Genomic DNA, 24728 nt, shown 5'->3' on the forward strand with positions numbered 1-24728 from the left:
GCTTCGCCATGCGGCCGTAGGTGTACAGCCAATTCATGAGCCATGGCGCGGCGCGATGCACCACGTCGGACATGGGACCATAAAACGCCAGATGGTGCCAGCCGATCAGCACGCAGGCCAGGCCCTTGAGGGCATCCACCCCGGGCAGGCATGGCGCGGGCGCCATGGCCGTTGGGTGGAGGGCGTGTTTAGCCGCAGACGCGCTGCCGCGCCTCAGCGTACTCGCGCCTGAGCTGGGCCACGTAGTCAGCCGTGCTCTGCACCTTGCTGATCGCGCCTATGCCCTGGCCGCAGCCCCAGATGTCTTTCCAGGCCTTGGACTTGCTGCCCTCGCCGCTGGCGAAGTCCATGGTTTTCAGATCGCCGTCCGGCAAGTTGTCGGGGTCCATGCCGGCGGCAATGATGGACGGTTTGAGGTAGTTGCCGTGCACGCCGGTGAACAGGCTGGAGTAAATGATGTCGTCGCTGTTGCTGTCCACAATGGACTGTTTGTAGGCGTCTGAGGCACGCGCCTCTTCGGTGGCAATGAAGGCCGAACCAATGTAGGCAAAGTCGGCACCCATGGCCTGCGCGGCCAGCACGGCGCCGCCGGTGGAGATCGCACCCGACAGCGCCACCGGGCCGCCAAACCACTGGCGGATTTCCTGGATCAGCGCAAACGGACTTTTCACCCCGGCATGGCCGCCGGCACCAGCGGCCACGGCCACCAGGCCGTCGGCGCCTTTTTCAATCGCCTTGCGCGCGAACTTGTTGTTGATGATGTCGTGCAGCACCACACCGCCGTAGCTGTGCGCGGCGGCATTGATGTCCTCACGCGCGCCCAAGGATGTGATGTAGATAGGCACCTTGTACCTGACGCACATTTCCATGTCGTGGTCCAGCCGATCATTGGACTTGTGCACGATCTGGTTGATCGCAAACGGCGCGGCCGGTTTGTCCGGGTTGGCCTTGTTGTAAGCCGCCAGGGTTTCAGTGATCTCGGCCAGCCACTCGTCAAGCTGCGAGGCCGGTCGTGCATTGAGCGAGGGCATCGCGCCCACCACACCGGCGATGCACTGGGCAATCACCAGCTTGGGGTTGCTGATGATGAACAGCGGCGAGCCGATGATGGGCAGCGGCAGATTGCTCAGCGGCGCAGGAAGTCTGGACATGGTGTCTCCGGTGGTAGTTTCAGCAGAATTTTGAGCGAAAAGCGGGCCTGGCCCTTGTCAATTGGGCGGCAGCAGCTACTAAATTGATAGCAATTGAGCGGCCGGTCAAAAGGCTTCAAGCGCCAGCGCGGTCACGCTGTCAGCGCCTTCAACAATGCTGTCCCGGATACCCGGGGCCTTGCTGAGCAGGTGGTCGGCGTAAAAAACAGCGGTGATGATTTTGGCCTGCATGAAGGCCACATCGTGGCCCTTCAGCAGCTCTTCTTCAGCCACCAGCAGCGACCGCGCCAGTTGCCAGCCCGCCACCAGGTTACCGGCTAGCATGAGGTAAGGCACGCTGCCGGCGAAGACCGCGTTCGGCGAGGCCTTGGCGGACCCTTCAGGGGCCTTTGCAAGCCCGCCGGCGACAAACTCCACGACGTCAATAAAGGCTTCGCGTGCGGCCTTGAGCCGCTTCGCCACTGCTTTTGCTGCCGCGCCGCCCTGCTTGAGCAAACCGGCTTCGGTCTTTTCAATTTGGGCGGCAATGCCTTTGGCGGTCTGTCCGCCATCGCGCGCGGTTTTTCGGCCCACCAGGTCATTGGCCTGGATGGCGGTCGTGCCTTCGTAAATCGTCAAAATCTTGGCATCGCGGTAATACTGGGCCGCGCCGGTTTCCTCGATGAAACCCATGCCGCCGTGCACCTGCACGCCGAGCGATGTGACCTCCAGGCTCATCTCGGTGCTGTAACCCTTGACCAGCGGCACCATGTATTCGTAGAAAGCCTGGTTCTGCTTGCGCACGTCGGCATCGGGGTGGTGGTGCGAGGCGTCGTAGGCCGCGGCAGCCACCGAGGCCATCGCGCGGCAGCCTTCGGTGTAGGCGCGCATGGTCATCAGCATGCGTTTGACATCGGGGTGGTGAATGATGGGTGCGCTCGCATTGATCGAGCCATCGACCGGTCGGCTTTGCACGCGGTCCTTCGCAAAAGCCACTGCCTTCTGGTAGGCCCGCTCGGCAATCGCGATGCCCTGCATGCCGACGGCGTAACGCGCCGAATTCATCATGATGAACATGTACTCGAGGCCGCGGTTTTCCTGGCCGACGATGTAGCCCACGGCGCCACCATGATCGCCGTACTGAAGAACGGCGGTGGGGCTGGCCTTGATACCCATCTTGTGCTCGATGCTGACGCAGTGCACATCGTTGCGCGCACCCAGAGCGCCGTCCTTGCCAACCATAAATTTCGGCACGACAAACAGGCTGATGCCCTTGACGCCTTCGGGCGCGCCGGTCACACGCGCCAGCACCAGGTGCACGATGTTCTCGGCCATGTCGTGTTCACCATAGGTGATGAATATCTTGGTGCCGAAGACCTTGTAGCTGCCGTCGGACTGCGGCTCGGCACGGCTGCGCACCATCGCCAGATCCGAGCCCGCTTGCGGCTCGGTCAGGTTCATGGTGCCGGTCCACTGGCCGCTGACCAGTTTCTCCAGATACACCGCCTTGAGCTCGTCCGAGCCGGCCGTCAGCAGCGCCTCGATCGCGCCGTCCGACAGCAGCGGGCAAAGCGCAAAACTCATGTTCGCCGAGTTGAGCATCTCGCCACAGGCCGCGCCTATGGTCTTGGGCAGTCCCTGGCCGCCGAACTCGAGCGGGTGCTGCAAGCCCTGCCAGCCGCCCTCGGCATATTGTTTATAGGCCTGCTTGAAACCCGGCGTGGTGGTGACGACGCCGTCTTTCCAGCTGGAAGGATTTTTGTCGCCCTCCCAATTAAGCGGCGACAACATACCTTCGTTGAACTTGGCGCACTCTTCAAGCACTGCCTGCGCAGTGTCGAAGCCAGCCTCTTCAAACCCGGGAATCTGCGCCACGGCATCGATGTCGGCCAGGTGTTTAATGTCAAACAGCATGTCCTTGAGGGGGGCTTTGTAGCTCATTTTATGTCTCTGATGGAATAGAACTTCACAGGTTTTGATCTGGAAAATCACAGAAGAAAATAAGATTTCACAAGGAGATCAAAGAGATCAGGAGAAAGTCAAGAAAGACTTTGTTTGAGCCTCTCTTGATCTCCTGATCTCTTTGTGAACTTCTTTCTTTGACTTTCTATAACTGCGTCAGTGCAATAAGAGCTTGCATTACAGCGCAGCCGTCAACTCAGGCACAGCCGCAAACAGGTCAGCCTCCAGCCCATAATCGGCCACACTGAAAATCGGCGCTTCTGCGTCCTTGTTGATCGCCACGATGACCTTGCTGTCCTTCATGCCGGCCAGGTGCTGAATCGCGCCGCTGATGCCGGCGGCAATGTACAGCTGCGGCGCGACGATCTTGCCGGTCTGTCCGACCTGCCAGTCGTTGGGCGCGTAGCCGGCGTCCACGGCGGCACGCGAGGCGCCGAGCGCCGCACCGAGTTTGTCCGCCAGCGGCGTCATGACTTCGTTGAATTTTTCGGCGCTGCCCAGCGCCCGGCCGCCACTGACGATGATTTTGGCGGCGGTCAGCTCGGGGCGGTCGCTCTTGGCGATTTCGCTGCCGACAAAGACCGACTTGCCGCTGTCGGCAACGCCTGCGACGGTTTCCACCGCAGCCGAACCGCCGGTGGCCGCAGCCGCGTCAAAACCAGTGGTGCGCACAGTGATGACTTTGGTCGCATCCAGGCTCTGTACGATGGCAATGGCGTTGCCGGCGTAGATGGGCCGCTCGAAGGTGTCGGCTGCATCCACCTTGGTGATGTCGGATATCTGGCCGACATCGAGCAGAGCCGCCACGCGCGGCGCGATGTTCTTGCCCGACGCCGTGGCCGGGAACAGGATGTGCGAATAGCTGCTGGCCAGCGCGATCACTTGGGCGGCCATGTTTTCGGCGAGGCCGTGTTCAAAATGTGCGCCATCCACGTGGATGACTTTGGCAACACCGGCGATCTGGCTGGCGGCCTGGGCAGCGGGGCCGGCGTTCAGGCCCGCCACCAGCACATGCACGTCGCCGCCGCACTGGGCGGCCGCGGTCACGGTGTTGAGGGTCGCGGGACGGATGCTGGCGTTGTTATGTTCTGCAATTACGAGGGATGTCATGAGTAGCTCCTGATTTTTTTGACTGCTGTCATCCCGGACTTGATCCGGAATCCATGGTGGCGCACCCGCATGGATCGCGGGTCAGGCCCGCAAAAACAGCTGTGGTTGTTAAATGACCTTGGCTTCGTTGCGCAGCTTGTCCACCAGCGTGGCGACGTCGGGCACCTTGATGCCGGCGCTGCGCTTGGGCGGTTCACTGACCTTGAGCGTCTTCAGCCGCAGCTTGACATCCACGCCGAGGTCTTCGGGCTTGAAGTTGTCGAGCTGCTTTTTCTTGGCCTTCATGATGTTGGGCAGGGTCACGTAGCGCGGCTCGTTCAGGCGCAGGTCGGTGGTGATGATGGCCGGCAGGCTCAATGACAGCGTTTCCATGCCGCCGTCTACCTCGCGCATGACCACGGCCTTGCCGTCGGCCACATCGACCTTGGAGGCAAAGGTTGCCTGCGGCCAGCCCAGCAAGGCGGCCAGCATCTGGCCGGTCTGGTTGCAGTCGTCGTCAATCGCCTGTTTGCCCAGGATCACGAGCTGGGGCTGCTCTTTGTCCACCAGGGCTTTAAGCAGTTTGGCCACCGCCAGCGGCTGCAACTCTTCTGTCGTCTCCACCAGGATGGCGCGGTCAGCACCGATGGCCATGGCCGTGCGCAGGGTTTCCTGGCACTGGGCCACGCCGCAGCTCACGGCAATGACTTCGGTGACCACACCTTTTTCCCTGAGGCGGGTGGCTTCTTCGACGGCAATCTCGTCAAACGGGTTCATGCTCATTTTGACGTTGGCGATATCAACACCGGTGCCATCAGATTTGACGCGGACTTTGACGTTGTAATCGACAACACGTTTGACGGGGACCAGGACCTTCATGGGAGAACTCCAGAGTTATTGATTGACGTTCACGTAAAGCATTTGATTCTATGCTGCACATGCACAACGCCCCATCGACCACGGTCTGCGGGGGGGGCATTGCAGAGCACATCGCAAGAATAGAACGACCGTTCTATTTAATTATAAAGACCGATTGACACCGAATTAGAGCCGTCGGCCCAATGCGCTGTTGCCCCGGCGACAATTGCCGTCCGTCAATTAACAGACCGATGGGTCGGTTAATTGGGGTAAGTAGGGACAGACTGCGGCGCATCGCTGACATAAAGTCACGGTTCCGGATGAAACAGCGGCTTCACACCGCCGGATCGTCCCCACGAGTAATCTGGTCAGCCTGCTGACCGTTCCGGAGCATTGAATGAAGATCAAACCCATCGTCGCCGCGCTGCTGACCGTCTGCAGCGGTCTTGCCTCCGCCCAAACCGTGTTGACCGTCTCTAGCTGGTTGCCACCCACTCACACCCTGAGCATGGCCCAAAAAGAATGGTGCGACCTGCTGGAGAAAAACACGGCCGGAAAAATGAAATGCAACATCCTGCCGCGTGGTGTCACGGCCGCGCCCGGTACGCTGGATGCGGTGAAAAACGGCCTGGCCGATGTGTCTTACACCGTGCACGGCTACACGCCGGGGCGTTTCCTCTACACCCAGATGTCCGAGTTCCCCTTCCTGGGCAACACCTCGGAGCCGATTTCAGTGGCCTTCAACAAGGTGGCCTTCAAGAACCCGCAATTCCTGTCTGAGCACCAGGGTGTCAAGGTCATCTCCTTTTTCACGCACGGCCCTGGCATTGTGTTCAACACCAAGCGGCCGGTCACCACTGTCGAGGAGCTCGGCGGCCTGAAGTGGCGCGTGGGCGGCGGCATGGTCAATGAGATCTCCAAAGTGCTGAACATGAATGTCACGCTCAAACCCGCACCCGACTCTTATGAGCTGCTGTCCGGCGGCGTCATGGATGGGACCCTGTTCCCTGCGGAATCCACCGAGTCCTTCAAGATCGACAAACTGATCAAACATGCCACGATGTTTCCAGGTGGCCTGTACAACACCAGCTTTGTCTTCATGATGAACCAGGGCAAGTACGACAAGCTCAGCGCTGACGAAAAGAAAGCCGTGGATGCGATCTCCGGCGAAGTGGCAGCGCGCATGTTCGGCCGAGGCTGGGACAAGGTGGACCGCCGCGCCATGGCGCTGATGCAGGCCAACAACGTGCAGATCGTCAAGGCCGATGCAAAATTCGTCGCTGACGTCAAAACAAAAACTGCTCCGCTGGAGCAGAAGTGGATCAAGGACGCCGAGGCCAAGGGCATGAAAGATGCGGCCAAAGTTCTGGCCGAATTCCGCGCCGAAATCGCCCGCCAGGAAAAGTAATCCGTCTTACCGTTTTTTTAGCGCGGCCTCATGGACAATGAGGCCGCGTTTTTTATGGATTGAGGCAAAGATTGAACAAGCTGATTGAAACCGTGTGCGGCCTGCTGGCTGCCGCTGCCCTGTTCGCCATCATGGCGCTGACTTTTTTTGACGTCGGCGGGCGCAAGTTGCTGTCCAATTCCATTCCCGGCTCGCTCGAACTCACGGAGCTGCTGATGGTGGTGGTGATTTTTGCCGCGCTTCCGCTGGTGTCGCTGCGCGGTGAACATGTGGTGTTCGACTCGCTGGACCACTACCTGCCGCAAGGCCTGCGCAAGATCCAGCGCGCCCTGATGCAGGCCGTCTGCGCGGCGACCTTGCTGGGCCTGGGCTGGCTGATGTGGCAGGTCGGTGGCCAGTACCTGGAAACCGGTGAAACCACGGCCCAGCTCAAAATTTTGAAAGCGCCGTTCATGTACGGCATGGCCGCGTTGTGCGCGGTAGCGGGGCTGATCCACCTGGGTCTGGTGTTCCGGCCGTCTGCGGCCGAAGAAGCTGGCGAAGGAGCCACGCTGTGATCGAAGCCCTGCTTGGTTTTGCTGCCATCTTCCTTTTGGCGTTGCTGCGCCTGCCGCTGGCCTTTGCGATGGGCCTGGTCGGTATCGTCGGGATGGGTCTGACGCGCGGCTGGCTTCCGGCCCTGGCCAGCACCGCGCAGGTGGTGCATGAGACCGGGTTTGCCTACACGCTGTCGGTGATTCCGCTGTTCATCCTGATGGGAAATTTTGTCGCGAAGGCCGGCCTGGCCCACGAACTCTTCCATGCGGCCTATGCCTTTATCGGCCACCTTCGCGGCGGTCTGGCCCACGCTACCGTGATGGCCTGTGCGGGTTTCGGCGCGATCTGCGGCTCATCCATCGCGACCGCTGCCACCATGAGCAAGGTGGCTTACCCGTCGATGAAAAAGCTCGGCTACAGCGACTCGTTATCCACCGGCGTGATTGCCGCCGGCGGCACCCTGGGCATCATGATTCCGCCCTCGACCATCATGGTGATCTACGGCATCGTGACGGAAACCAACATCGGCAAGCTGTTCGCGGCCGGCGTGATTCCGGGTCTCCTGATCGCGCTGCTGCTGATGGTGGCGGTTCTCTTCATGACCTTCATGGACCCCGAGCATGCGCCGGCCGGAGAAAAAACATCCTGGCCTGATCGCTGGAAAGCCCTGCGCGGCATCTGGGGCGTGCTGCTGCTAATGCTGCTGGTCTTGGGCGGCATTTACGGCGGCGTGTTCACCGCCACCGAGGGAGCAGGCATAGGCGCGGCCGGCGCCTTCCTCTTTGCGCTGGCACGGCGTCGGCTGACGGTCAAGGCCACACTGGAAGTGCTGGTGGAATCGGCGCGAACCACCGCCATGCTGTTTACGCTGTTGATTGCGGCGACGATTTTTGCCAACTTCATGAACTTCACCTCCATGCCCGGCGACCTGAAAGAGTGGATCACGCATCTCGGACTCCCGCCGGTGATGATCGTCGGCGCCATGATGCTGATCTACGTCGTGCTGGGCACCGTGATGGAAGAACTCACCATGGTGCTGCTGACCATCCCGCTGTTTTTCCCGATCGTGATGGCACTCGGCTTCGATCCAGTCTGGTTTGGCGTGCTGATCGTCATGGTGATCCAGATCGGCCTGATCTCGCCGCCGGTCGGCATGAACCTGTTTGTGCTGAACACCCTGCTGCCCCGTGTCGGTCTGAGCAACATCTTCCGCGGCGTCTGGCCCTTTGTTTTTATGCAGATCGTGGCGCTGGGCCTGTTGCTGGCCTTCCCGATACTGAGCCTCTGGCTGCCGTCCTTCATGAAGTGAGGCACACCAAGCTCAGGAGGGCCTGGCCACCTCTTCCCCCGGCTGGGGCCGCGTGTGGATGACCCGTTGTGGGTAGGGAATTTCGACACCGTTGGCGCGCAGCGACTGCAATATACCCAGGTTGATGCGCGAGCGCAGGTTTTGCTGGCTGTTTTCCGGATCGGTCATCCAGTAGTTCAGGGTGAACTCCAGCCCATCAGCGCCAAAGTTGGTCAGATTGACCCCGGGAGCGGGATCACGTACCACGCGGTCCTGGCTCAGCGCCGCTTCGGTCAGCAAGCGCATCACCAGCTCCACGTCGCTGTCGTAAGCCACCGAAACCACGGTGGACTGCAACACGCGCGAGTCGGCCAGTGACAGATTTTCAATGCGATTGCTGATGAACATCTCGTTGGGCACGATGGACTCACGCCCACCGAGCGAACGCACGACCGTGTAACGCGCGTTGATGTCGGTAATTCGGCCCTCGAAGTTATCGACCCGGATGTTGTCGCCGATGCGCACGCTGCGCTCGGCCAGCATCACAAAACCACTGACATAACTGGCCGCGAGCTTTTGCAGACCAAAACCCACCCCGACGCCGATGGCCCCGCCCAGGACCGACAAGGCCGTCAGATCAATCCCGACGGCTGACAGCGCCACCAGCAGACCCACAAACACCAACAGTGCGCGCGTGGCGTTGCTCAGGGCTTTGCGCAGCGACAACTGGCCACCAGTGGCCGACTTGAGCAGGCGCGACTCGATGGCGGCCGATACCCACAAGGCAATAAGCAACACAATGCCCGCCGTTAAAGCGCCCTCAATCAGGGTGCGCACTGACAGCGTGGAGTCGCCTACTTTCCAGCGTATGTCATCGAGCTCTTCCAGTACCAGCGGCAGCAGGCCGCTGACCCACAGCACCATGGCAAGCCAGGCGAGCCAGGAAATACTGCGTTCAAGAACCCGCACAACGGGCGCGTCCACAAACACCACCTGCAACACCTTGACGCCCAGACGAATGACTGCCAGCGCGACCAACACCGGAATGGCGATCTTGAACACCGCCAGCGGCAACCAGAGCGCCAGTAGCATGAAGGAAAAATAGGCCAGGCACAAGAGCAGCAGCGGAAACATCACGCCATCGATGATTTGCCGACCGAACCAGATCGAGCGCTCGTCGGGCAAGGCGCTGGCGCGGCGGACCCCCCAGACCAGTGCCCAGGCCAGGACCGCGCAGGCCAACAACATGGCCAGTTCGGCCAGCGCACTGGGCTGTGCGATGGTGGCCAGCCACGAATCAAGGTCTTCGATCCGGGCGCTGGGTTTTACTGCGGCCATTGCGGCTTCCTCTTGTCGATAAAGGCCTGCACGCCTTCCTGCGCCACGGGATGCACCATGTTGCAAGCCATGGTCTGCCCGGCCAACTGGTAGGCGCTAGCGATGCCGGTTTCGCGCTGCTGGTAGAACAGCGCCTTGCCCATGGCCACGGCCTCGCGGGGTTTGTCCAGAATGGACGCCACCATCTGCTCAACGGCGGCATCGAGCTCCTCCAGCGGCACCACGCGGTTGACCAGGCCGCGGGTGCGAGCTTCGTCAGCCGTGATGAAGCCGCCGGTCAGCAGCATCTCCATGGCCTGCTTGGCCGGAATGTTACGCACCAGCGGCACGCTGGGCGTGGCGCAGAACAGGCCCACGTCGATGCCGTTGACACCAAACGTCGCGGGGCTGCCGGCAATCGCCAGGTCGCATTGCGCGACCAATTGGCAACCAGCCGCCGTGGCCACGCCCTGCACACGGGCCAGCACCGGCACCGGCAGGTTCTGGATGGCCAGCATCATGCGGGTGCACTGCGCAAACAGCTTCTGGTAGTAAGCCAGCTCGGGCTGCGCGCGCATTTCCTTGAGGTTGTGGCCGGCGCAAAAAGCCTTGCCCTGTGCGGCCAGCACCACGATGCGCGCCTGCGGGTCTGCAGCCACCGCATCGAACGCGGCCTGCAGCGCGGCCAGCATCTCTTCACCCAGGGTGTTGAAGGCGTCCGGGCGATTCAGCGTGATCCGATTGACACCGCGCGCATCGCGGCTGTGTATCGCCGCATCGGTCATCGCTTGCATCGGCATGTTCACCGCAGGAATTACAGGTCAGCCAGCACGCGAATATGCGCTTCCACGCTGCGTGCCAGGGCCTTGAGGTTGTAGCCGCCTTCGAGCGAGGAGACGATGCGCCCGCCCGCGTGGCGATGCGCGACATCCTTGATGCGCTGGGTGATCCAGGCATAGTCCTGCTCGTCCAGACCGAGCTGGCCCAAGTCGTCATCGCGGTGTGCGTCGAACCCGGCGCTGATGAAAATCATCTGGGGCTTGAAGTCTTCGAGCCGCGGCATCCACATCGCCTCGATCATGTCGCGCACGGCCGCGCCCTTGGTGTACGCGGGCACGGGGATGTTCACCATGTTGTCGCCGCCGCGGGTGCCGCCGTGCGGGTAAAACGGATGCTGGAAAAAGCTCACCATCAGGATGCGGTCATCGCCGCGAATGATGTCTTCGGTGCCGTTGCCGTGGTGCACATCGAAGTCCACGATCGCGACCCGCTCCAGGCCGTGCCGCTCCAGCGCGTATTTGGCGGCGATCGCCACGTTGTTGAAAAAGCAGAATCCCATGGCGCGGTCATGGCAGGCATGGTGGCCGGGCGGCCGCACCGCACAGAAAGCGTTTTCGACCTCGCCGGCCATCACCGCATCGGTGGCGGCCAGTGCGGCACCGGCGCCGCGCAGGATGGCGTTCCAGGTGAAGGCATTGAGCGCCGTGTCCGGATCCAGCTGGGCATATTTCGGTCCGCCGGCCAGGGTATCGTCGGCAAGTTGGTCGCCCAGGCCACGGATGCCCGCGATCATCATGCGGTCATGCCCGAGTTCCAGGTCGCCCAGCGAAGCCAGCGGTGCTTCGCGCCGGTCCAGCGCATCGCCGACGCCGGTGATCAGCAGCCGGTCTTCAATCGCATCAAGCCGCTCCGGACACTCCGGATGACCCGGTCCCATTTCATGTTTACGGCAATCGGCATGGGTGAAATACGCAGTGGCATTCATAACGGAAATTTTTGCGGTAAGGTTGATGGCATGAACGCGAAACAAAAGATTCAGGCACTATTAAATCAGCTTAACACGGTCATTGTGGGCAAGCCGGCCCAGGTCCAGGACTGCGTGGCCTGCCTGCTGGCCGGCGGGCATTTACTGATTGAAGATGTGCCCGGCGTCGGAAAAACCACGCTGGCGCACGCCCTGTCCCGCTCCTTCGGCCTGCAATTTTCGCGCGTGCAGTTCACCGCCGATCTGATGCCCAGCGATCTGACCGGCGTGTCGATTTACGAACGTCAGAAAGAAAGTTTTGTCTTTCACCCCGGTCCGGTGTTCGCCCAGGTGCTGCTGGCCGACGAGATCAACCGCGCCAGCCCGCGCACGCAGAGCGCGCTGCTCGAAGCCATGGAAGAAAAACAGGTCACCGTGGAGGGCGAGACGCGGCCGCTGCCTGTGCCGTTTTTTGTGATCGCCACGCAAAATTCGCACGATCAATTGGGCACCTATTGCCTGCCCGAGTCGCAATTGGACCGTTTCCACATGCGCATTTCTCTGGGTTATCCGGACCGCGCCGCTGAGAGGCTGCTGCTGGGCGGCAGCGACCGCCGCGAGATGGTGGACAAGCTGGCTACCGTGCTGACGCCGCACGACCTGCTGGAGCTGCAGCGAGAGGTGCTACAGGTGCATGCGACCGAGCCCCTGCTCAATTACCTGCAGGACCTGATTGCCGCCACACGTTCGGGCCAATGGTTTTTGCAGGGCCTGAGCCCGCGTGCCGGCATTGCGGTGATGCGCGCCGCCCGTGCCCAGGCGTTTTTGAGCGGCCGCGACTATGTGGCGCCCGACGACGTCGTCGCCGTGTTGCCGCAAACCGCCGCGCACAGGCTGACGCCGGTCACCAGCGCCGGACGCGGCGCGGTCGAACAGGTGCGGGCCATGCTCGAGACCGTTCCTCTGCCATGAAGCCTCCGCCAGGAAGAGGACATGCGACCGACGTGGCACGGCAATTTCCCGCCGGGCCGCCCCAAGGGAAATTAGCCCCTCTTCGTGATGAAAGGGGCAGCGCAACGCCGAAGGCGCGCGAGGCGACCAGCGTGGGGGCCACATTCCTTCGCGGGCGCCTCCAGCAATGGTGGCAAAGCCGCCTACCTCTCAGCGACAGCGTGCTGCTGACCCAGCGCAACGTCTACATCCTGCCGACACGGCCTGGCCTCATGTTGGCGCTGACACTGCTGGTACTGCTGGTTGCCTCCATCAATTACCAGCTCAATCTGGGCTACCTGCTGACCTTTCTGTTGGCTGGCAGCGCCGTCACAGGCATGCATGTGTGCCATGGCACGTTGCGCGGCCTTGCCATGAATTTGATAGCACCTCCGCCCCAGCACGCGGGGGCTGCAGCCATTTTTTATGTCAAGCTCACGAACACCCGACGCTCTGTCCGCCACGGCATCGGCCTGAGTGTGTTGAACCCGATCAATGCAAAAAACGGGCTGCACTGGGCCTGGACCGACGTACCGGCCGAAGGCAGCAGCACCGTGCAGGTGGCCTTCACGCCACCTCGGCGCGGCCTGCACCGCCTGCCCACCCTGACCGCCGAAACACGTTTTCCGCTGGGTACCTTTCGCGTCTGGACCCTCTGGCGGCCTGCTGCGCAGGTGCTGGTCTACCCCGCGCCAGAACGCCAACCCCCGCCCCTGCCGCCCGGCGAGCCACGTTCCGGCGCGGCCAGCGCAACCGCGCGGGTGCAAAGCAGCGGCGACTTCGACAGCATACGCAGTTACCGCCGCGGCGACCCGCTCAAACTGGTCATGTGGAAAAAAGCCGCCAAGGCCGACGAGCAGGGCAACGGCCTGGTGGTGCGCGATGCCCAGCAGGCCCAGCGCCATGAACTCTGGCTGGACTTTGTGCAGACCGGCTCGCTGGACACCGAAGGCCGGCTGGCACGCCTGTGCGCCTGGGTGCTGCAGGCCGACAAGCTGAGCCTGAGCTATGGCCTGCGACTGCCGGGGGTGCAAATCAAGCCCTCCAGTGGGGAGGCGCACAAACGACTGTGTCTGGAGGCGCTGGCTTTATGTTGAGCAGCGTTTGTGCAAGCGATGTCCAGGAACGATCACCCGTGCATCCGCCCTTTGTTGGATCCTTCGATCAGCCACTGGCGCAGGCACTTTCAAGAACCGGCGGGTATGTCAAATGCTAGCCCGCCTCCAATCCTTGCCCCGCGACAGCCGCGACACCCTGTTCCTGCTGGCGGTGATCGCCTGGGTGCTGCTGCCGCAGGTCAGCCACTTGCCCTGGTGGTGCAGCGCGCTGGCGGCGGCCATGTTGCTTTTTCGCGGCAAGCTGGCTTTTGGCAATCAGCCGCTGCCGAACCAATGGTGGCTGCTGGTGCTGCTGACGATGGCCGTCGGCGCCACGCTGCTGACCCACAAAACCCTGCTGGGCCGCGATGCCGGGGTCACGCTGATCGTGATCCTGCTGGCGCTCAAAACCCTGGAGCTGCGCGCCCGGCGCGACGCTTTTGTGGTGTTCTTCCTCGGCTTCTTCACCATGCTCACCAATTTTTTCTACTCCCAGTCGCTGTTGACGGCCTTCAGCATGCTGCTGGGGCTGCTGGGCCTGCTGACGGCCCTGGTCAATGCGCACATGCCGGTCGGCAAGCCGCCGCTGCTGCAAGCCGCAAAAACGGCCGGCTGGATGGCGCTGCTGGGCGCGCCGGTGATGGTGGTGCTGTTTTTGCTGTTTCCACGGCTGGCACCGCTGTGGGGCACGCCGACTGACGCCATGACCGGCCGCAGCGGCCTGAGCGCCACCATGCAGGTCGGCACCATCGCCAGTCTGGCGCTGGACGACAGTATCGCCATGCGTATTGCCTTTGAAGGCCGGCCACCGCCGCAGCGCGAGCTGTATTTTCGCGGCCCGGTGCTCTCCAGCTTCGACGGCCGGGAATGGCGGTCTTCCTCAAGCTCGCTTTTCCCCTCCCGCTACAAGCTGGCCGACAATCTGAAGCTCGAGGGAACACCCGTTTCTTACCAGGTCACACTGGAGCCCACCAGTCGACCCTGGCTGTTTGTGATGGAGGCGGCCGGCGAAAGCCCCGTATTACCCGGCTACCGGACTCGCATGAGCAGCGAGTTGCAGTGGTTCACGGACCGGCCCATCACCGATATCGTCCGCTATCAGGTGCAAAGCCACCCGGTGTTTCGGCACGGGCCGGACAAGCAGGAGGTCGGACTGCAGGAGTTTGTCGAGCTCCCGCCGGGTTTCAACCCCCGCACGCTGGCGCTCGCCACCGAGATCCGGCGTGATCCGCGCTACGCGCAGGCCGGCACCCAGGCGCTGGTGCAGGTCGCCATGGACAAGCTGCGTACCGGCGGCTACACCTACACGCTGGAGCCTGGCGTCTACGGTGCCAACACCGCCGACGAGTTCTGGTTCGACCGCAAGGAAGGTTTTTGCGAACATATTGCCTCGGCCTTTGTGGTGCTGATGCGCGCCATGGATGTGCCAGCGCGCATCGTCACCGGCTACCAGGGCGGCGAGCTCAATTCCGTCGATGGTTTCTGGGTGTTGCGCCAGAGCGATGCGCACGCCTGGACCGAGGTCTGGCAGGCCGACGCGGGCTGGGTGCGGGTGGACCCGACCTCGGCCGTCGCCCCGGGCCGCACCGGCGCCTTCCAGCGGCTGACGGCTCCGCAAGGGGTGGTTGGACAGGCGCTGGGCACCTTCAGCCCGAATCTGTCAGCCCAATTGCGCGCCGCCTGGGAGGCGGTGAACAACCGCTGGAACCAGTGGGTTCTCAATTACACCCAGGGCAAACAACTCAATCTGCTGCGGAACATGGGTTTTGACGCACCGAGCTGGGAAGACCTGGCCTATGTACTGATTGGTGTCATCGTGCTGGTCAGTGCAGCCGGCGCGGCCTGGGGCCTGTGGGAGCGGGTGCAGCACGACCCGTGGCTGCGCCTACTGGCGCGCGCGCGCAGACAATTGCACAAAGTCGGCATCAGCAGCGGGCCGGCCACTTCGCCGCGCGTACTGGCCGGGCAGGTGCTGGCCCGCTACGGCGACGACGGGCGGGAGCTGCACGACTGGCTGATGCAAATGGAAGTGCAACGTTACGCGGCCAGTGCCGACGGCGCCGCGCGCAGCCGCTTGAGACAGCTTCAGCGGCATTACGCCAGTCTGGGCTGGCCGGGATAAGCCCGCAGCCGACACGAACAACCCACTCAACTATTTTTTAGCTTCAGGACACGCTTTTTTCATGATTGACTTTTCCCTCTTCTGGCCCAAGCCAACTTTGCAGCGCGTGTGGGTTGCTACTATTTTGATAGCTACTTACGCAGGTACAGCATGGGCCAACGACCTAAAAAGCATCAAGGTTCAGCAAAATACCGGGCGCCAGGCAGCGCCGCAGGAAACCGCCTACGCGAGCCGCCCCGAGGTCATGCGTTTTGCCGACGACCTGGCGAGTCGGCGCGACCTGGATGTGTTGTGGGTACGCCAGGCCATAGGCCAGGCGCGCATGAGCCCGACCGTGATACGGCTGATGCAGCCACCGGCGAAGAGTTTCAGCAAAAACTGGCGCGTTTACCGCAGCCGTTTTATTGACCCGATCCGCATTGCCGCCGGCGCCAGGTTCTGGCAGGACAACCAGGCCACGCTGGCCCGCGCCGAACAGGAATATGGCGTGCCGGCAGACATCATCGTCGGCATCATCGGTGTCGAGACGATTTATGGCCGCGACACCGGCAAGTTTCGCGTGCTGGACGCCCTGACCACGCTGGCCTTTGACTTCCCCGCCGCACACCCGCGTGCGCGCGAACGCAGCGAATTTTTCAAGGGCGAGCTGGAGCAGTTCCTCAGCCACCAGAGCCGCCTGGGCAGCGACCCAACCGCACCGCGCGGCAGTTACGCCGGCGCCATGGGCATGCCGCAGTTCATGCCATCGAGCTGGGTCAAATACGCGGTCGATTTTGACGGCGACGGCAGGATTGACCTGTGGAACAGCCCGGCCGATGTGATTGGTTCGGTCGCCAATTACTTCAAGGCCTTCAACTGGCAGACCGGCATGCCCACGCATTACCCGGTGCGTTTTGATACCGCTACGCTGGACATGGACGCCTTGATGGCGCCCGATATTTTGCCGACCTTCAGCGTGGCCAGCTTCAGCGCCAAAGGCGCGGTGCTGGAGGGCGACGCCTTAAGCCACACCGGCCCGCTGGCGCTGATCGAGCTGCTCAACGGCGACCCGAACAACGGCGGCAGCCCACCCACTTACGTCGCCGGCACGGAAAATTTTTACGCGATCACACGCTACAACTGGAGCAGTTATTACGCGATGGCGGTGATTGATCTGGGGCGGGAAGTGGCGGCACGAGTCAGGCCATAGATGCAAACAGAGGTATTCATCGCTGCGTCTGTGATGCAAAGCAGCAGTCTCCGATCCTAGGCGCCTCCGCCACGGTCAGCTTATGGTGTGTACTTGCCGGCCAAAGTCAAACAAGAATATTTCAAGGCCAGCGAGGACGACATTGTCGTCAACACCATCTCGCCGACGGGTTACCCGATGCGCATGCTCAAGAACACGCCCGCCATCGGCTCGGGCATCCGTCCGGGTTGCGAGTCCTATGGCTACCTGCTCGATGGCAACGGCAACTGCGCCTACATCACGGCCTACAACGCCGAAGTAGCCCTGCACCCGGACGCCAAGACGATCTCGGTCATGGACAAGACCTGCCTGTGCACCCACATGCGCAACTACAACTGCTGGACCTGCGGGCACTACACCTACCGCCTGAAAGACACCACGCGACGGCTAGATGACGGCAGCTACCAGACGCTGAGCGCTGAACACATTTTTAAGGACTACCAGTTCAGCGTGGAGGGCAAGATTGCTTTGCCGACTTGATTGCGCCGTAAGACGTCCAGTTAAGTCCAAATTAAAAGGCCCTGCGCTTTGTGTTCAGGGCCTTTTTAATTGGCTCCCCAAAATGAGCGATGGTGAGTACTGGGGATTGTCGACCGATATGACAGACAAGACCACATAGAAGGCGCCTCTAAATTCGATTTTTTGCCCCGAGACGCCGGTAATGTTCGCCAAGGGCTGTCAGTCCGCAGGTTTTGCTCTCCATCGCAGCATTCCACATGTGTGGCGCATCAACCGGCACTAGCAAATTGAGACGGTTGTACTGCTGCAGGATCGCAAACGTTCTCGTGCTTTCGGGGTCCGGCAGCGGCATGCCCTCATCACGGCCTTTCATTTCCGGCTCGAATGTTGGGTCGAGTGCAAACTCAAATCCGGGGCTAGGGAAAAACTCGTTAATCCTGCGCAGGTCTCCTATTGCAATTGCGGGAGCGACCTTACGCAACGAAACGAATCGCTGTACGTTTGTTTTGAAGACTGGCCTTTGCTCCCAAAGCCCAAGTGATTGGTCAATGTGGGCGTAAATACTGCCAGGAGTTACATCGCCGATCAGGTTCGCCGCGCTGCCATTCAACGCATCCACAAAGAGCGTCGTAAACACCCCCCGCCCATCCTCCTCCTTCGCGTATTGCTCAGCCGTCGACGCGGTGAGTACCGTCAGTCCTTCTGCAAGTGCTGCGAATTGCCCAGCAGTCGGTGCGTTTCCAGCTATGCCCGAGTGACAGCTATCCAAAACGATGATTTTGTTCGTTGCAGGGGACGCGTTGGCAAATGTCAATATTTCCGTAAGTGAGACGCCCTCGTCACCTCGCCTAGAGTCGGTTGCCAGCACATATCCACCAGCTGCTTCGATATGGCCGTGGCCTGCAAAGTAGAACAAGGCGACTTCAGCTTTCGTTGCGAAGAGCTGCTGAACCTGATCCTTCAAATCTGCTCGATCCACCCTATCAGTTGGCCCATTTCCAGTTAGAAGTTTCACGTCGAAATTTATGGATCCTCCGTCGTGACGTTCCAAGACGGCCTTGACTGCATGCGCGTCATCTACGCATCCAAACAGGGAATTTCCGTGGTCGTAATAGTTGATCCCGACGATGAGGGCAATTCTCATTTGCTTCAGAACCTGTTAATAAAGCCTGAGATTGTTGGCCAAGTCCACACCACGGTATTGACGCCGGGAAGCTTAGTCCGATCGTCGGTGTATGCCCAAATGGCGAGCAGTGGCACGTTCTCTTCTGCTGCACAACTGATCTCCCACTTTTGCCCGCTCGATGTAAGGGAGCTGCTGCTCACGAGAGCGATAACGCCATCGGAGCGACGAATCCGGGTTCGTACGCGATCTTTCCAGTTCTCGTCGTACGCCTCCTTCACCGACATATCTATGTATTCGAAGGGAGAATTTGTGAGAAGTGACTGACCTTTTAAAAAATCGCGTTGGCGTTCGTCCTCTATCGCGAAGGCAACAAAGATCACTTTTTTATCGGCCATGTCGGTCTCCTTTGAATGCCGCTATCCGGCAAATTGGTTGACCCCCGGTCAGGTAACACGGGGCAATAAATCCAAACCACCGATAGTAAGCTCATCTCACCCACCCATCCCGCCCTAAATATGCAAAGCATGCCCCAGCGCCCGCAGCGCGGCTTCATGCACTGCTTCACCCAAAGTCGGATGCGCGTGAATGGTGCCGGCCACGTCTTCCAGGCAGGCGCCCATCTCGATGGAGTGTGAAAAGGCGGTGCTCAGCTCTGACACGCCTGCGCCCACGGCCTGCCAGCCGACGACCCGGTGGTTGTCGCGCCGGGCTACGACGCGCACAAAGCCTTCGCTTGACTCCAGCGTCATGGCGCGGCCGTTGGCGGCGAACGGGAAGCTGGCGTGAATGCAGTCGAGGCCGGCTTGCGCTGCTTCCTGCGGGGTCTGGCCCACCACCACCACTTCGGGGTCGGTGAAGCACACCGCTGCAATGGCCGCAGGCGCAAAGTGGCGCCGCTTGCCGGAGATGATTTCGGCCACCATCTCGCCCTGCGCCATGGCGCGGTGCGCCAGCATCGGCTCGCCCGTCAAATCACCTATGGCCCAGACATGGCGCATGGAGGTGCGGCACTGGTCGTCGATCTTCACGGCGCGGCCGTTCATGTCGAGCAGCAGGCTCTCCAGGCCCCAGCCTTGCGTGCGCGGGGCGCGGCCAATCGCCACCAGCACCTGATCGGCCGGCAACTCGGATTCCTTGCCCTGCGCGCTCTGCATGCGCACCGCATCACCCGCCGCGTTAAGCCCCTGTACCTTGCAGCTCAAATGCAATTGCAGCCCGAGCCGGCGCAGTGAAGCGCCCACCGGCTTGGTCAGCTCTTCGTCATAGAGCGGCAAAATGCGGTCCAGCGCCTCGACCACGCTGACTTCGGCACCGAGCTTGCGGTAGGCAATACCCAGCTCCAGCCCGATGTAGCCTGCACCGACCACCACCAGGCGCTTGGGCACCTTCGCAGGCGACAAGGCTTGTGTCGATGAGATCACGCGCCCGCCAAAAGGCATGCCGGGCAAGGCCACTTCCTGCGAGCCCGCTGCCAGCAGCAGGTGCTCGCAGACGATGCGCAGGGAGGCAGCACCCGTACCAACACGCGCTTCCTGCTCGAACACGTCAACCGTTTTGCCATCAACCACCTTTGCCCAGCCCTGAATGACCTTGACACCGTGCTTTTTCAGCAAGGCTCCCACGCCCTGCGTGAGCTTGTCAACGATGCCGTCTTTCCAGCGCACGGTCTGCGCCACGTCGATGCGGGGCGATTCGACATGAATGCCGATGGCTGAATCACCGGCGAACTGGCAGGTTTTGTGGAAAGCCTCGCTGGCGTGAATCAGGGCCTTGGACGGAATGCAGCCGATGGTCAGGCAGGTGCCGCCCAGCCGCGCGCCTTCGACCAGGGTCGTGGCGATGCCAAGTTGCGCTGCGCGAATCGCGGCCACGTAGCCGCCCGGCCCACCGCCAATTACCAGTAGCGTTGTTTGTTGCGTTTGCATGCCCTACTCCACAAACAAGGTGGCTGGAGACTCCAGGTAGCCCCGCAGCAACTGCACAAACTCGGCGGCCTGCATGCCATCGACCACGCGGTGGTCGAACGACGACGACAGGTTCATCATCAGCCGCGGCACCACGGCGCCGCCCCGGATCACGGGCCGCTCGACGATGCGGTTGATGCCCACAATCGCCACCTCGGGGTGGTTGATCACCGGCGTGGTAACAATGCCGCCTAACGCGCCCAGGCTGGTGATGGTGATGGTCGAGCCCGAGAGCTCTTCGCGCGTGGCCTTGCCGCTGCGCGCCGCTTCCGCCAGGCGCAGCACTTCGGCCGCACAGGCCCACAAGTCACGCGACTCGGCGTGCCGCACCACCGGCACCATCAGGCCGCCTTCGGTCTGCGTGGCAATGCCCAGATGCACCGCGCCATAGCGCGTGGCCACCGCCGCTTCGTCGTCATAACGCGCGTTGATCTGCGGAAACTCACGCACCCCCAGCACGACGGCGCGAACCAGAAAGGGCAGCACCGTCAGGCGGCCCCGCTCTTTGCCGTACCTGGCGTTCAAACGGGCGCGCAAGGCTTCCAGCTCGGTCACATCAACTTCTTCGACATAGGTGAAGTGCGGAATGCGGCGCTTGGACTCCTGCATCTTCTGCGCGATTTTGCGGCGCAGGCCGATTACCGGCACCGCTTCTTGGTGGTGCCGCTCGGCATAACGCTGATCGCTCTGGCCTGCTGCGTGCCCTTTCGCCGCGCGGGCTGCATAGGCATCGAGGTCTTCCTGCATGATGCGGCCCGCCGCACCTGTTCCGGGCACAAACTGGAGCTCCACGCCCAGCTCCCAGGCCCGGCGCCGAACAGCGGGCGAGGCGATGGGCTTGTCACCCGGCTGGCGCGCATGGGCGGCGGCGGGTGCGGGCTGTTCATGCCGCAGGAGCGTCGCCGGAGTGGCTGAAGTTGTCGCCGGCTTGGCAGCCGCAACAGGGACCGCTGCCATGGCAACTGGTGCCGCGGCCTTAGATGGTTTGGCTGGTTTAACCGGCGCTACCGGATCGGCCGAAGTCGCAGCGACCGGCGCTGCAGGAGCCCCAGCTTTCACATTCCCAGCGCCCTCGACTTCAATGCGAATCACTTCGGAGCCGACCGCCATCACCTGGCCGACCGCGCCGCCCAGGGCCAGGACCGTGCCCGCCACCGACGACGGAATTTCGACCGTGGCCTTGTCGGTCATCACATCGGCCAGGATCTGGTCCTCCGCCACCACATCACCGACCTTCACATGCCAGGCGACCAGTTCGACCTCGGCAATGCCTTCGCCGATGTCCGGCATCTTGATTGCGTGAATTCCCATAATCCATGATTCCTTAGTTGAAGGTGCCCGAGTGGGCTGCGATGCGGTGCGCTGGCAAGGCGCAACGACGCGGCGGGCAAATGCCCGCAAGGAGGCGCAACGCCACCAGCGTGCCGCAGCGCGGCGCAATCGGGTGCCTAGCGCTGCCACGCACACGGCGAGTACAGCCGTGGTCAAAAATTTCCGTGTCCATGCCATCTGTCCAGCGGAGGTAAGCGGTCGACTGAGGATTCATGGATCATGCCTCCAGGGTGCGTTTGAACGCCGCTGCGACCCGTGTAGGGCCAGGAAAATAGGCCCACTCCTGGGCATGCGGATAGGGCGTGTCCCAGCCCGCCACGCGCTCGATGGGCGCTTCGAGGTGGTAGAAACAATGCTCTTGAATGAGCGCCACCAGTTCGGCACCAAAGCCGCTGGTGCGGGTGGCCTCATGCACCACCACGCAGCGACCGGTTTTCTTGACCGAGGCGACGATGGTCTCCAGGTCCAGCGGCCAGATTGAGCGCAGGTCGATGATTTCGGCATCAATGCCGCTCTCATTCGCGGCCGCTTCGGACACAAACACCATGGTGCCGTAGGTGATCACGGTCAGCGCTTTGCCGGGGCGAAACACCGCTGCTGAATCCAGCGGCACGGTGTAGTAACCCTCCGGCACTTCACCCATGGGGTGTTTGGACCAGGGCACGACCGGCTTGTCGTGGTGGCCGTCAAACGGCCCGTTGTACAGGCGCTTGGGTTCGAGAAAAATAACCGGATCGTCGTTCTCGATGGCTGCGATCAGCAAGCCTTTGGCGTCGTAGGGATTAGACGGCATGACGGTGCGCAAGCCGCAAACCTGCGTGAACAAGGCCTCTGGACTCTGGCTGTGGGTTTGCCCGCCGTAGATGCCACCGCCGCAGGGCATGCGGATGGTGATCGGCGCGGTAAAGTCGCCCGCCGAGCGGTAGCGCAGCCGCGCCGCTTCCGACACGATCTGGTCGCTGGCGGGGTAGAAGTAGTCGGCAAACTGAATCTCCACCACCGGGCGCAAGCCGTAGGCGCCCATGCCCACGGCCGTGCCGACGATGCCGCCCTCGGAAATCGGCGTGTCAAACACGCGCGAGCTGCCATACTTTTTTTGCAAGCCTTCGGTGCAGCGGAACACGCCACCGAAATAGCCCACGTCCTGGCCATAGACGACCACGTTGCTGTCGCGCTCCAGCATCACATCCATCGCCGAGCGCAGCGCCTGGATCATCGTCATCTTAAGGGTGGCCCCCACGCTTTTCACTTCGTGTAATGCGCTGCCCCCCGAGGGGGCTGGCCTTGCTTGAGGCGGCCCGGCGCTGGCGGCCTTGGTTTCCACGGTTTCGGCTTTGTTTTTGGTTTCTTGCTTCATGATCAGATTCCCAGCTCTTGACGCTGCCGGCGCAAATGCTCGGGCATCGATTTGTAAACGTCGTCGAACATGGTGGCCGGGCTTTGCATGTTCCCGTTGGCCATCGTGCCGTGGCTTTCGGCCTCCTTTTGCGCTGCGGCTACGGAAGCTTCAAGCTCCTTTTGTGTGGCCTCGTGCTCCGCGTCAGACCAGGCGTCCAGGCCGATCAAATGCTGCTTGAGGCGGGCAATCGGATCGCCCAGGGGAAAGCGCGCTGCATCGTTGGCGGGCCGGTACTTGCTTGGATCGTCCGAAGTGGAATGCGGGCCGGCGCGGTAGGTCACCCACTCGATCAGCGTGGGCCCGAGGTTGCAGCGGGCGCGCTCTACAGCCCATTGCGAGGCCGCATAGACAGCCAGAAAATCATTGCCATCGACCCGCAGCGAGGCAATGCCGCAGCCGACACCGCGCGCGGCGAAGGTGGTGCCTTCACCGCCGGCAATGGCCTGAAAAGTCGATATCGCCCACTGGTTGTTAACCACGTTGAGAATGACCGGCGCACGGTACACGTTGGCAAAGGTCAAGCCAGTGTGAAAGTCGGCCTCGGCCGTGGCGCCGTCGCCAATCCAGGACGACGCTATCTTGCTGTCACCCTTGATGGCGGAGGCCATGGCCCAGCCCACGGCCTGAATCACCTGCGTGGCCAGATTGCCCGAGATCGAAAAGAAGCCCTGCTTCTTGCTGGAGTACATCACCGGCAGTTGCCTGCCCTTGAGCGGGTCGCGCTGGTTGGAAAAAAGCTGGCAGATCATGTCAACCATCGACACGTCTTCACGCGCGAGCAGCAAGCCTTGCTGCCGGTAGGTCGGAAAGCACATGTCGCCTTCGCTCAAGGCAAAGGCATGGGCCGTGGCAATGGCTTCTTCGCCCAGACACTGCATGTAAAAAGACATCTTCTTCTGGCGCTGGGCCGTCAACATGCGGGCATCGAAGGCGCGCGTTTTCATCATGGCGCGCATGCCTTTGCGCAGCAACGCCACATCAACCTTGGGGGCCCAGGGGCCAGCGGCTTGGCCTGCTTCGTCGAGCACGCGGATCAGCGTGAACGCCAGATCGCGGGTCTCCGCGGGTTGCGCATCCACCGGGGGGCGGCGCACCGCACCGGCTTCTGAAATGAGGAGGAAGGAAAAGTCGGTGTCGTGGCCCGGTCGTCCGGTGGGCTCAGGGACATGCAGACGAAGGGGTTCGTGCTGTGGCATTGGCATTACTCCTGGCAGGGTCGTGTCCTGCAGCAGATTCGGGGGATTCGGTTCAACGCGCAGCGGGTGGCTAGGCGCAGGCCGGACAATGCGGCAATGGCTGCGGGGTTGCCGGCTGCATTGCTTGCGCTGTTGAGCATAACGGAAATTGAGCGCGGTTCGCCACCGCGACTGGAGGCTTATCACGGCTTGCACAGCATTTGCTTGGGACGCAAATGCTTCACATGCTTTCTTGCAGGAGTTTGAATTGACGGACTATTGAGCGTTTCAAAATTCATGACATTCAGAACGCTCAATCCCTCACCCCCAACCCTCTCCCGGAGGGCGAGGGCGAAGACGGTCCAATTCACTGCCCGTGTATTTGGAAAAGATCAATTGAGCGTTTCAAAATTCATGACATTCAGAACGCTCAATCCCTCACCCCCAACCCTCTCCCGGAGGGCGAGGGCGAAGACGGTCCAATTCACTGCCCGTGTATTTGG

At 61.7% G+C, this 24728-nt stretch carries 21 protein-coding genes and 2 pseudogenes; 8 read left to right on the top strand and 15 right to left on the bottom strand.

Going from position 1 to position 24728, the window contains the following annotated elements; genetic code table 11:
* Positions 1–4: 4 nt before the first annotated feature.
* From Q8O29_RS18025 to Q8O29_RS18045, 5 genes and pseudogenes are all read right to left on the bottom strand, one after another.
* Positions 5–166: pseudogene (locus Q8O29_RS18025) on the bottom strand (acyltransferase); the annotation flags it as partial.
* Positions 167–188: 22 nt separating this feature from the next.
* Positions 189–1151, bottom strand: coding sequence for a nitronate monooxygenase family protein (locus Q8O29_RS18030; protein ID WP_305565313.1), 963 nt, complete (start codon positions 1149–1151; stop codon positions 189–191).
* Between the two features lie 105 nt (positions 1152–1256).
* Complete coding sequence (locus Q8O29_RS18035) at positions 1257–3071, bottom strand: acyl-CoA dehydrogenase (protein WP_305565315.1); 1815 nt, start codon at positions 3069–3071, stop codon at positions 1257–1259.
* Between the two features lie 198 nt (positions 3072–3269).
* Positions 3270–4202 (bottom strand): electron transfer flavoprotein subunit alpha/FixB family protein, encoded by a 933-nt coding sequence (locus Q8O29_RS18040; protein ID WP_305565317.1) that lies wholly within the window; start codon positions 4200–4202, stop codon positions 3270–3272.
* A 108-nt stretch (positions 4203–4310) separates the two neighbouring features.
* Complete coding sequence (locus tag Q8O29_RS18045; RefSeq protein ID WP_305565319.1) at positions 4311–5060, bottom strand: electron transfer flavoprotein subunit beta/FixA family protein; 750 nt, start codon at positions 5058–5060, stop codon at positions 4311–4313.
* Positions 5061–5436: 376 nt separating this feature from the next.
* Between Q8O29_RS18045 and Q8O29_RS18050 the strand changes: the two genes are divergently transcribed.
* From Q8O29_RS18050 to Q8O29_RS18060, 3 genes are all read left to right on the top strand, one after another.
* Positions 5437–6447: a TRAP transporter substrate-binding protein gene (locus Q8O29_RS18050; RefSeq protein ID WP_305565321.1), complete on the top strand. Its 1011-nt coding sequence runs from the start codon at positions 5437–5439 to the stop codon at positions 6445–6447.
* A 71-nt stretch (positions 6448–6518) separates the two neighbouring features.
* On the top strand, positions 6519–7004 hold the full coding sequence (locus Q8O29_RS18055; RefSeq protein WP_305565323.1) for a TRAP transporter small permease: 486 nt from the start codon (positions 6519–6521) through the stop codon (positions 7002–7004).
* Positions 7001–8293 carry a TRAP transporter large permease gene (locus tag Q8O29_RS18060; protein WP_305565325.1) on the top strand — a complete coding sequence of 431 codons (1293 nt, stop codon included), beginning with the start codon at positions 7001–7003 and terminating at the stop codon, positions 8291–8293. The genes Q8O29_RS18055 and Q8O29_RS18060 overlap by 4 nt, the downstream gene beginning before the upstream one ends.
* 12 nt (positions 8294–8305) lie before the next feature.
* On the opposite strand, the gene Q8O29_RS18065 is transcribed toward Q8O29_RS18060, so the two are convergent.
* From Q8O29_RS18065 to Q8O29_RS18075, 3 genes are read right to left on the bottom strand one after another with little or no spacing between them, the layout of a single operon-like run.
* Complete coding sequence (locus Q8O29_RS18065; RefSeq protein WP_305565327.1) at positions 8306–9610, bottom strand: mechanosensitive ion channel family protein; 1305 nt, start codon at positions 9608–9610, stop codon at positions 8306–8308.
* Complete coding sequence (locus Q8O29_RS18070) at positions 9598–10389, bottom strand: enoyl-CoA hydratase (RefSeq protein ID WP_305565329.1); 792 nt, start codon at positions 10387–10389, stop codon at positions 9598–9600. The genes Q8O29_RS18065 and Q8O29_RS18070 overlap by 13 nt, the downstream gene beginning before the upstream one ends.
* A gap of 14 nt (positions 10390–10403) precedes the next feature.
* A complete protein-coding gene (locus Q8O29_RS18075; RefSeq protein WP_305565331.1) occupies positions 10404–11354 on the bottom strand; it encodes a histone deacetylase family protein in 951 nt (316 codons plus the stop codon).
* A 30-nt stretch (positions 11355–11384) separates the two neighbouring features.
* Between Q8O29_RS18075 and Q8O29_RS18080 the strand changes: the two genes are divergently transcribed.
* The 5 genes and pseudogenes from Q8O29_RS18080 to Q8O29_RS18100 all read left to right on the top strand — a co-directional run.
* On the top strand, positions 11385–12305 hold the full coding sequence (locus tag Q8O29_RS18080) for a MoxR family ATPase (protein WP_305565333.1): 921 nt from the start codon (positions 11385–11387) through the stop codon (positions 12303–12305).
* A 131-nt stretch (positions 12306–12436) separates the two neighbouring features.
* A complete protein-coding gene (locus Q8O29_RS18085) occupies positions 12437–13420 on the top strand; it encodes a DUF58 domain-containing protein (RefSeq protein WP_305565335.1) in 984 nt (327 codons plus the stop codon).
* Positions 13421–13532: 112 nt separating this feature from the next.
* Positions 13533–15542 carry a DUF3488 and transglutaminase-like domain-containing protein gene (locus Q8O29_RS18090; protein ID WP_305565337.1) on the top strand — a complete coding sequence of 670 codons (2010 nt, stop codon included), beginning with the start codon at positions 13533–13535 and terminating at the stop codon, positions 15540–15542.
* Positions 15543–15603: 61 nt separating this feature from the next.
* Entirely contained in the window at positions 15604–16731 is a 1128-nt protein-coding gene (gene mltB, locus Q8O29_RS18095; RefSeq protein ID WP_371134275.1) for a lytic murein transglycosylase B, read from the top strand.
* A 93-nt stretch (positions 16732–16824) separates the two neighbouring features.
* A pseudogene (locus tag Q8O29_RS18100) lies at positions 16825–17250 on the top strand (nitronate monooxygenase); the annotation flags it as partial.
* 148 nt (positions 17251–17398) lie between these two features.
* Here the strand turns inward: Q8O29_RS18100 and Q8O29_RS18105 are convergent.
* From Q8O29_RS18105 to Q8O29_RS18135, 7 genes are all read right to left on the bottom strand, one after another.
* Positions 17399–18373 carry a caspase family protein gene (locus Q8O29_RS18105; protein WP_305565339.1) on the bottom strand — a complete coding sequence of 325 codons (975 nt, stop codon included), beginning with the start codon at positions 18371–18373 and terminating at the stop codon, positions 17399–17401.
* Positions 18374–18378: 5 nt separating this feature from the next.
* Positions 18379–18750, bottom strand: a complete 372-nt coding sequence (locus tag Q8O29_RS18110) for a TIR domain-containing protein (RefSeq protein WP_305565341.1) — start codon at positions 18748–18750, stop codon at positions 18379–18381.
* 114 nt (positions 18751–18864) lie between these two features.
* Positions 18865–20280, bottom strand: a complete 1416-nt coding sequence (gene lpdA / locus Q8O29_RS18115) for a dihydrolipoyl dehydrogenase (RefSeq protein WP_305565343.1) — start codon at positions 20278–20280, stop codon at positions 18865–18867.
* Positions 20281–20283: 3 nt separating this feature from the next.
* Entirely contained in the window at positions 20284–21630 is a 1347-nt protein-coding gene (locus Q8O29_RS18120; protein ID WP_305565345.1) for a dihydrolipoamide acetyltransferase family protein, read from the bottom strand.
* Positions 21631–21643: 13 nt separating this feature from the next.
* On the bottom strand, positions 21644–21865 hold the full coding sequence (locus Q8O29_RS18125) for a hypothetical protein (RefSeq protein ID WP_305565347.1): 222 nt from the start codon (positions 21863–21865) through the stop codon (positions 21644–21646).
* A 3-nt stretch (positions 21866–21868) separates the two neighbouring features.
* Positions 21869–22873: an alpha-ketoacid dehydrogenase subunit beta gene (locus Q8O29_RS18130; protein WP_305565357.1), complete on the bottom strand. Its 1005-nt coding sequence runs from the start codon at positions 22871–22873 to the stop codon at positions 21869–21871.
* Positions 22874–23010: 137 nt separating this feature from the next.
* Positions 23011–24246, bottom strand: a complete 1236-nt coding sequence (locus Q8O29_RS18135) for a 3-methyl-2-oxobutanoate dehydrogenase (2-methylpropanoyl-transferring) subunit alpha (protein WP_305565349.1) — start codon at positions 24244–24246, stop codon at positions 23011–23013.
* Between the last annotated feature and the right edge of the window lie 482 nt (positions 24247–24728).

It is taken from the genome of Polaromonas sp. (genome assembly GCF_030689685.1).
Taxonomy (GTDB): Bacteria; Pseudomonadota; Gammaproteobacteria; order Burkholderiales; family Burkholderiaceae_C; genus Polaromonas.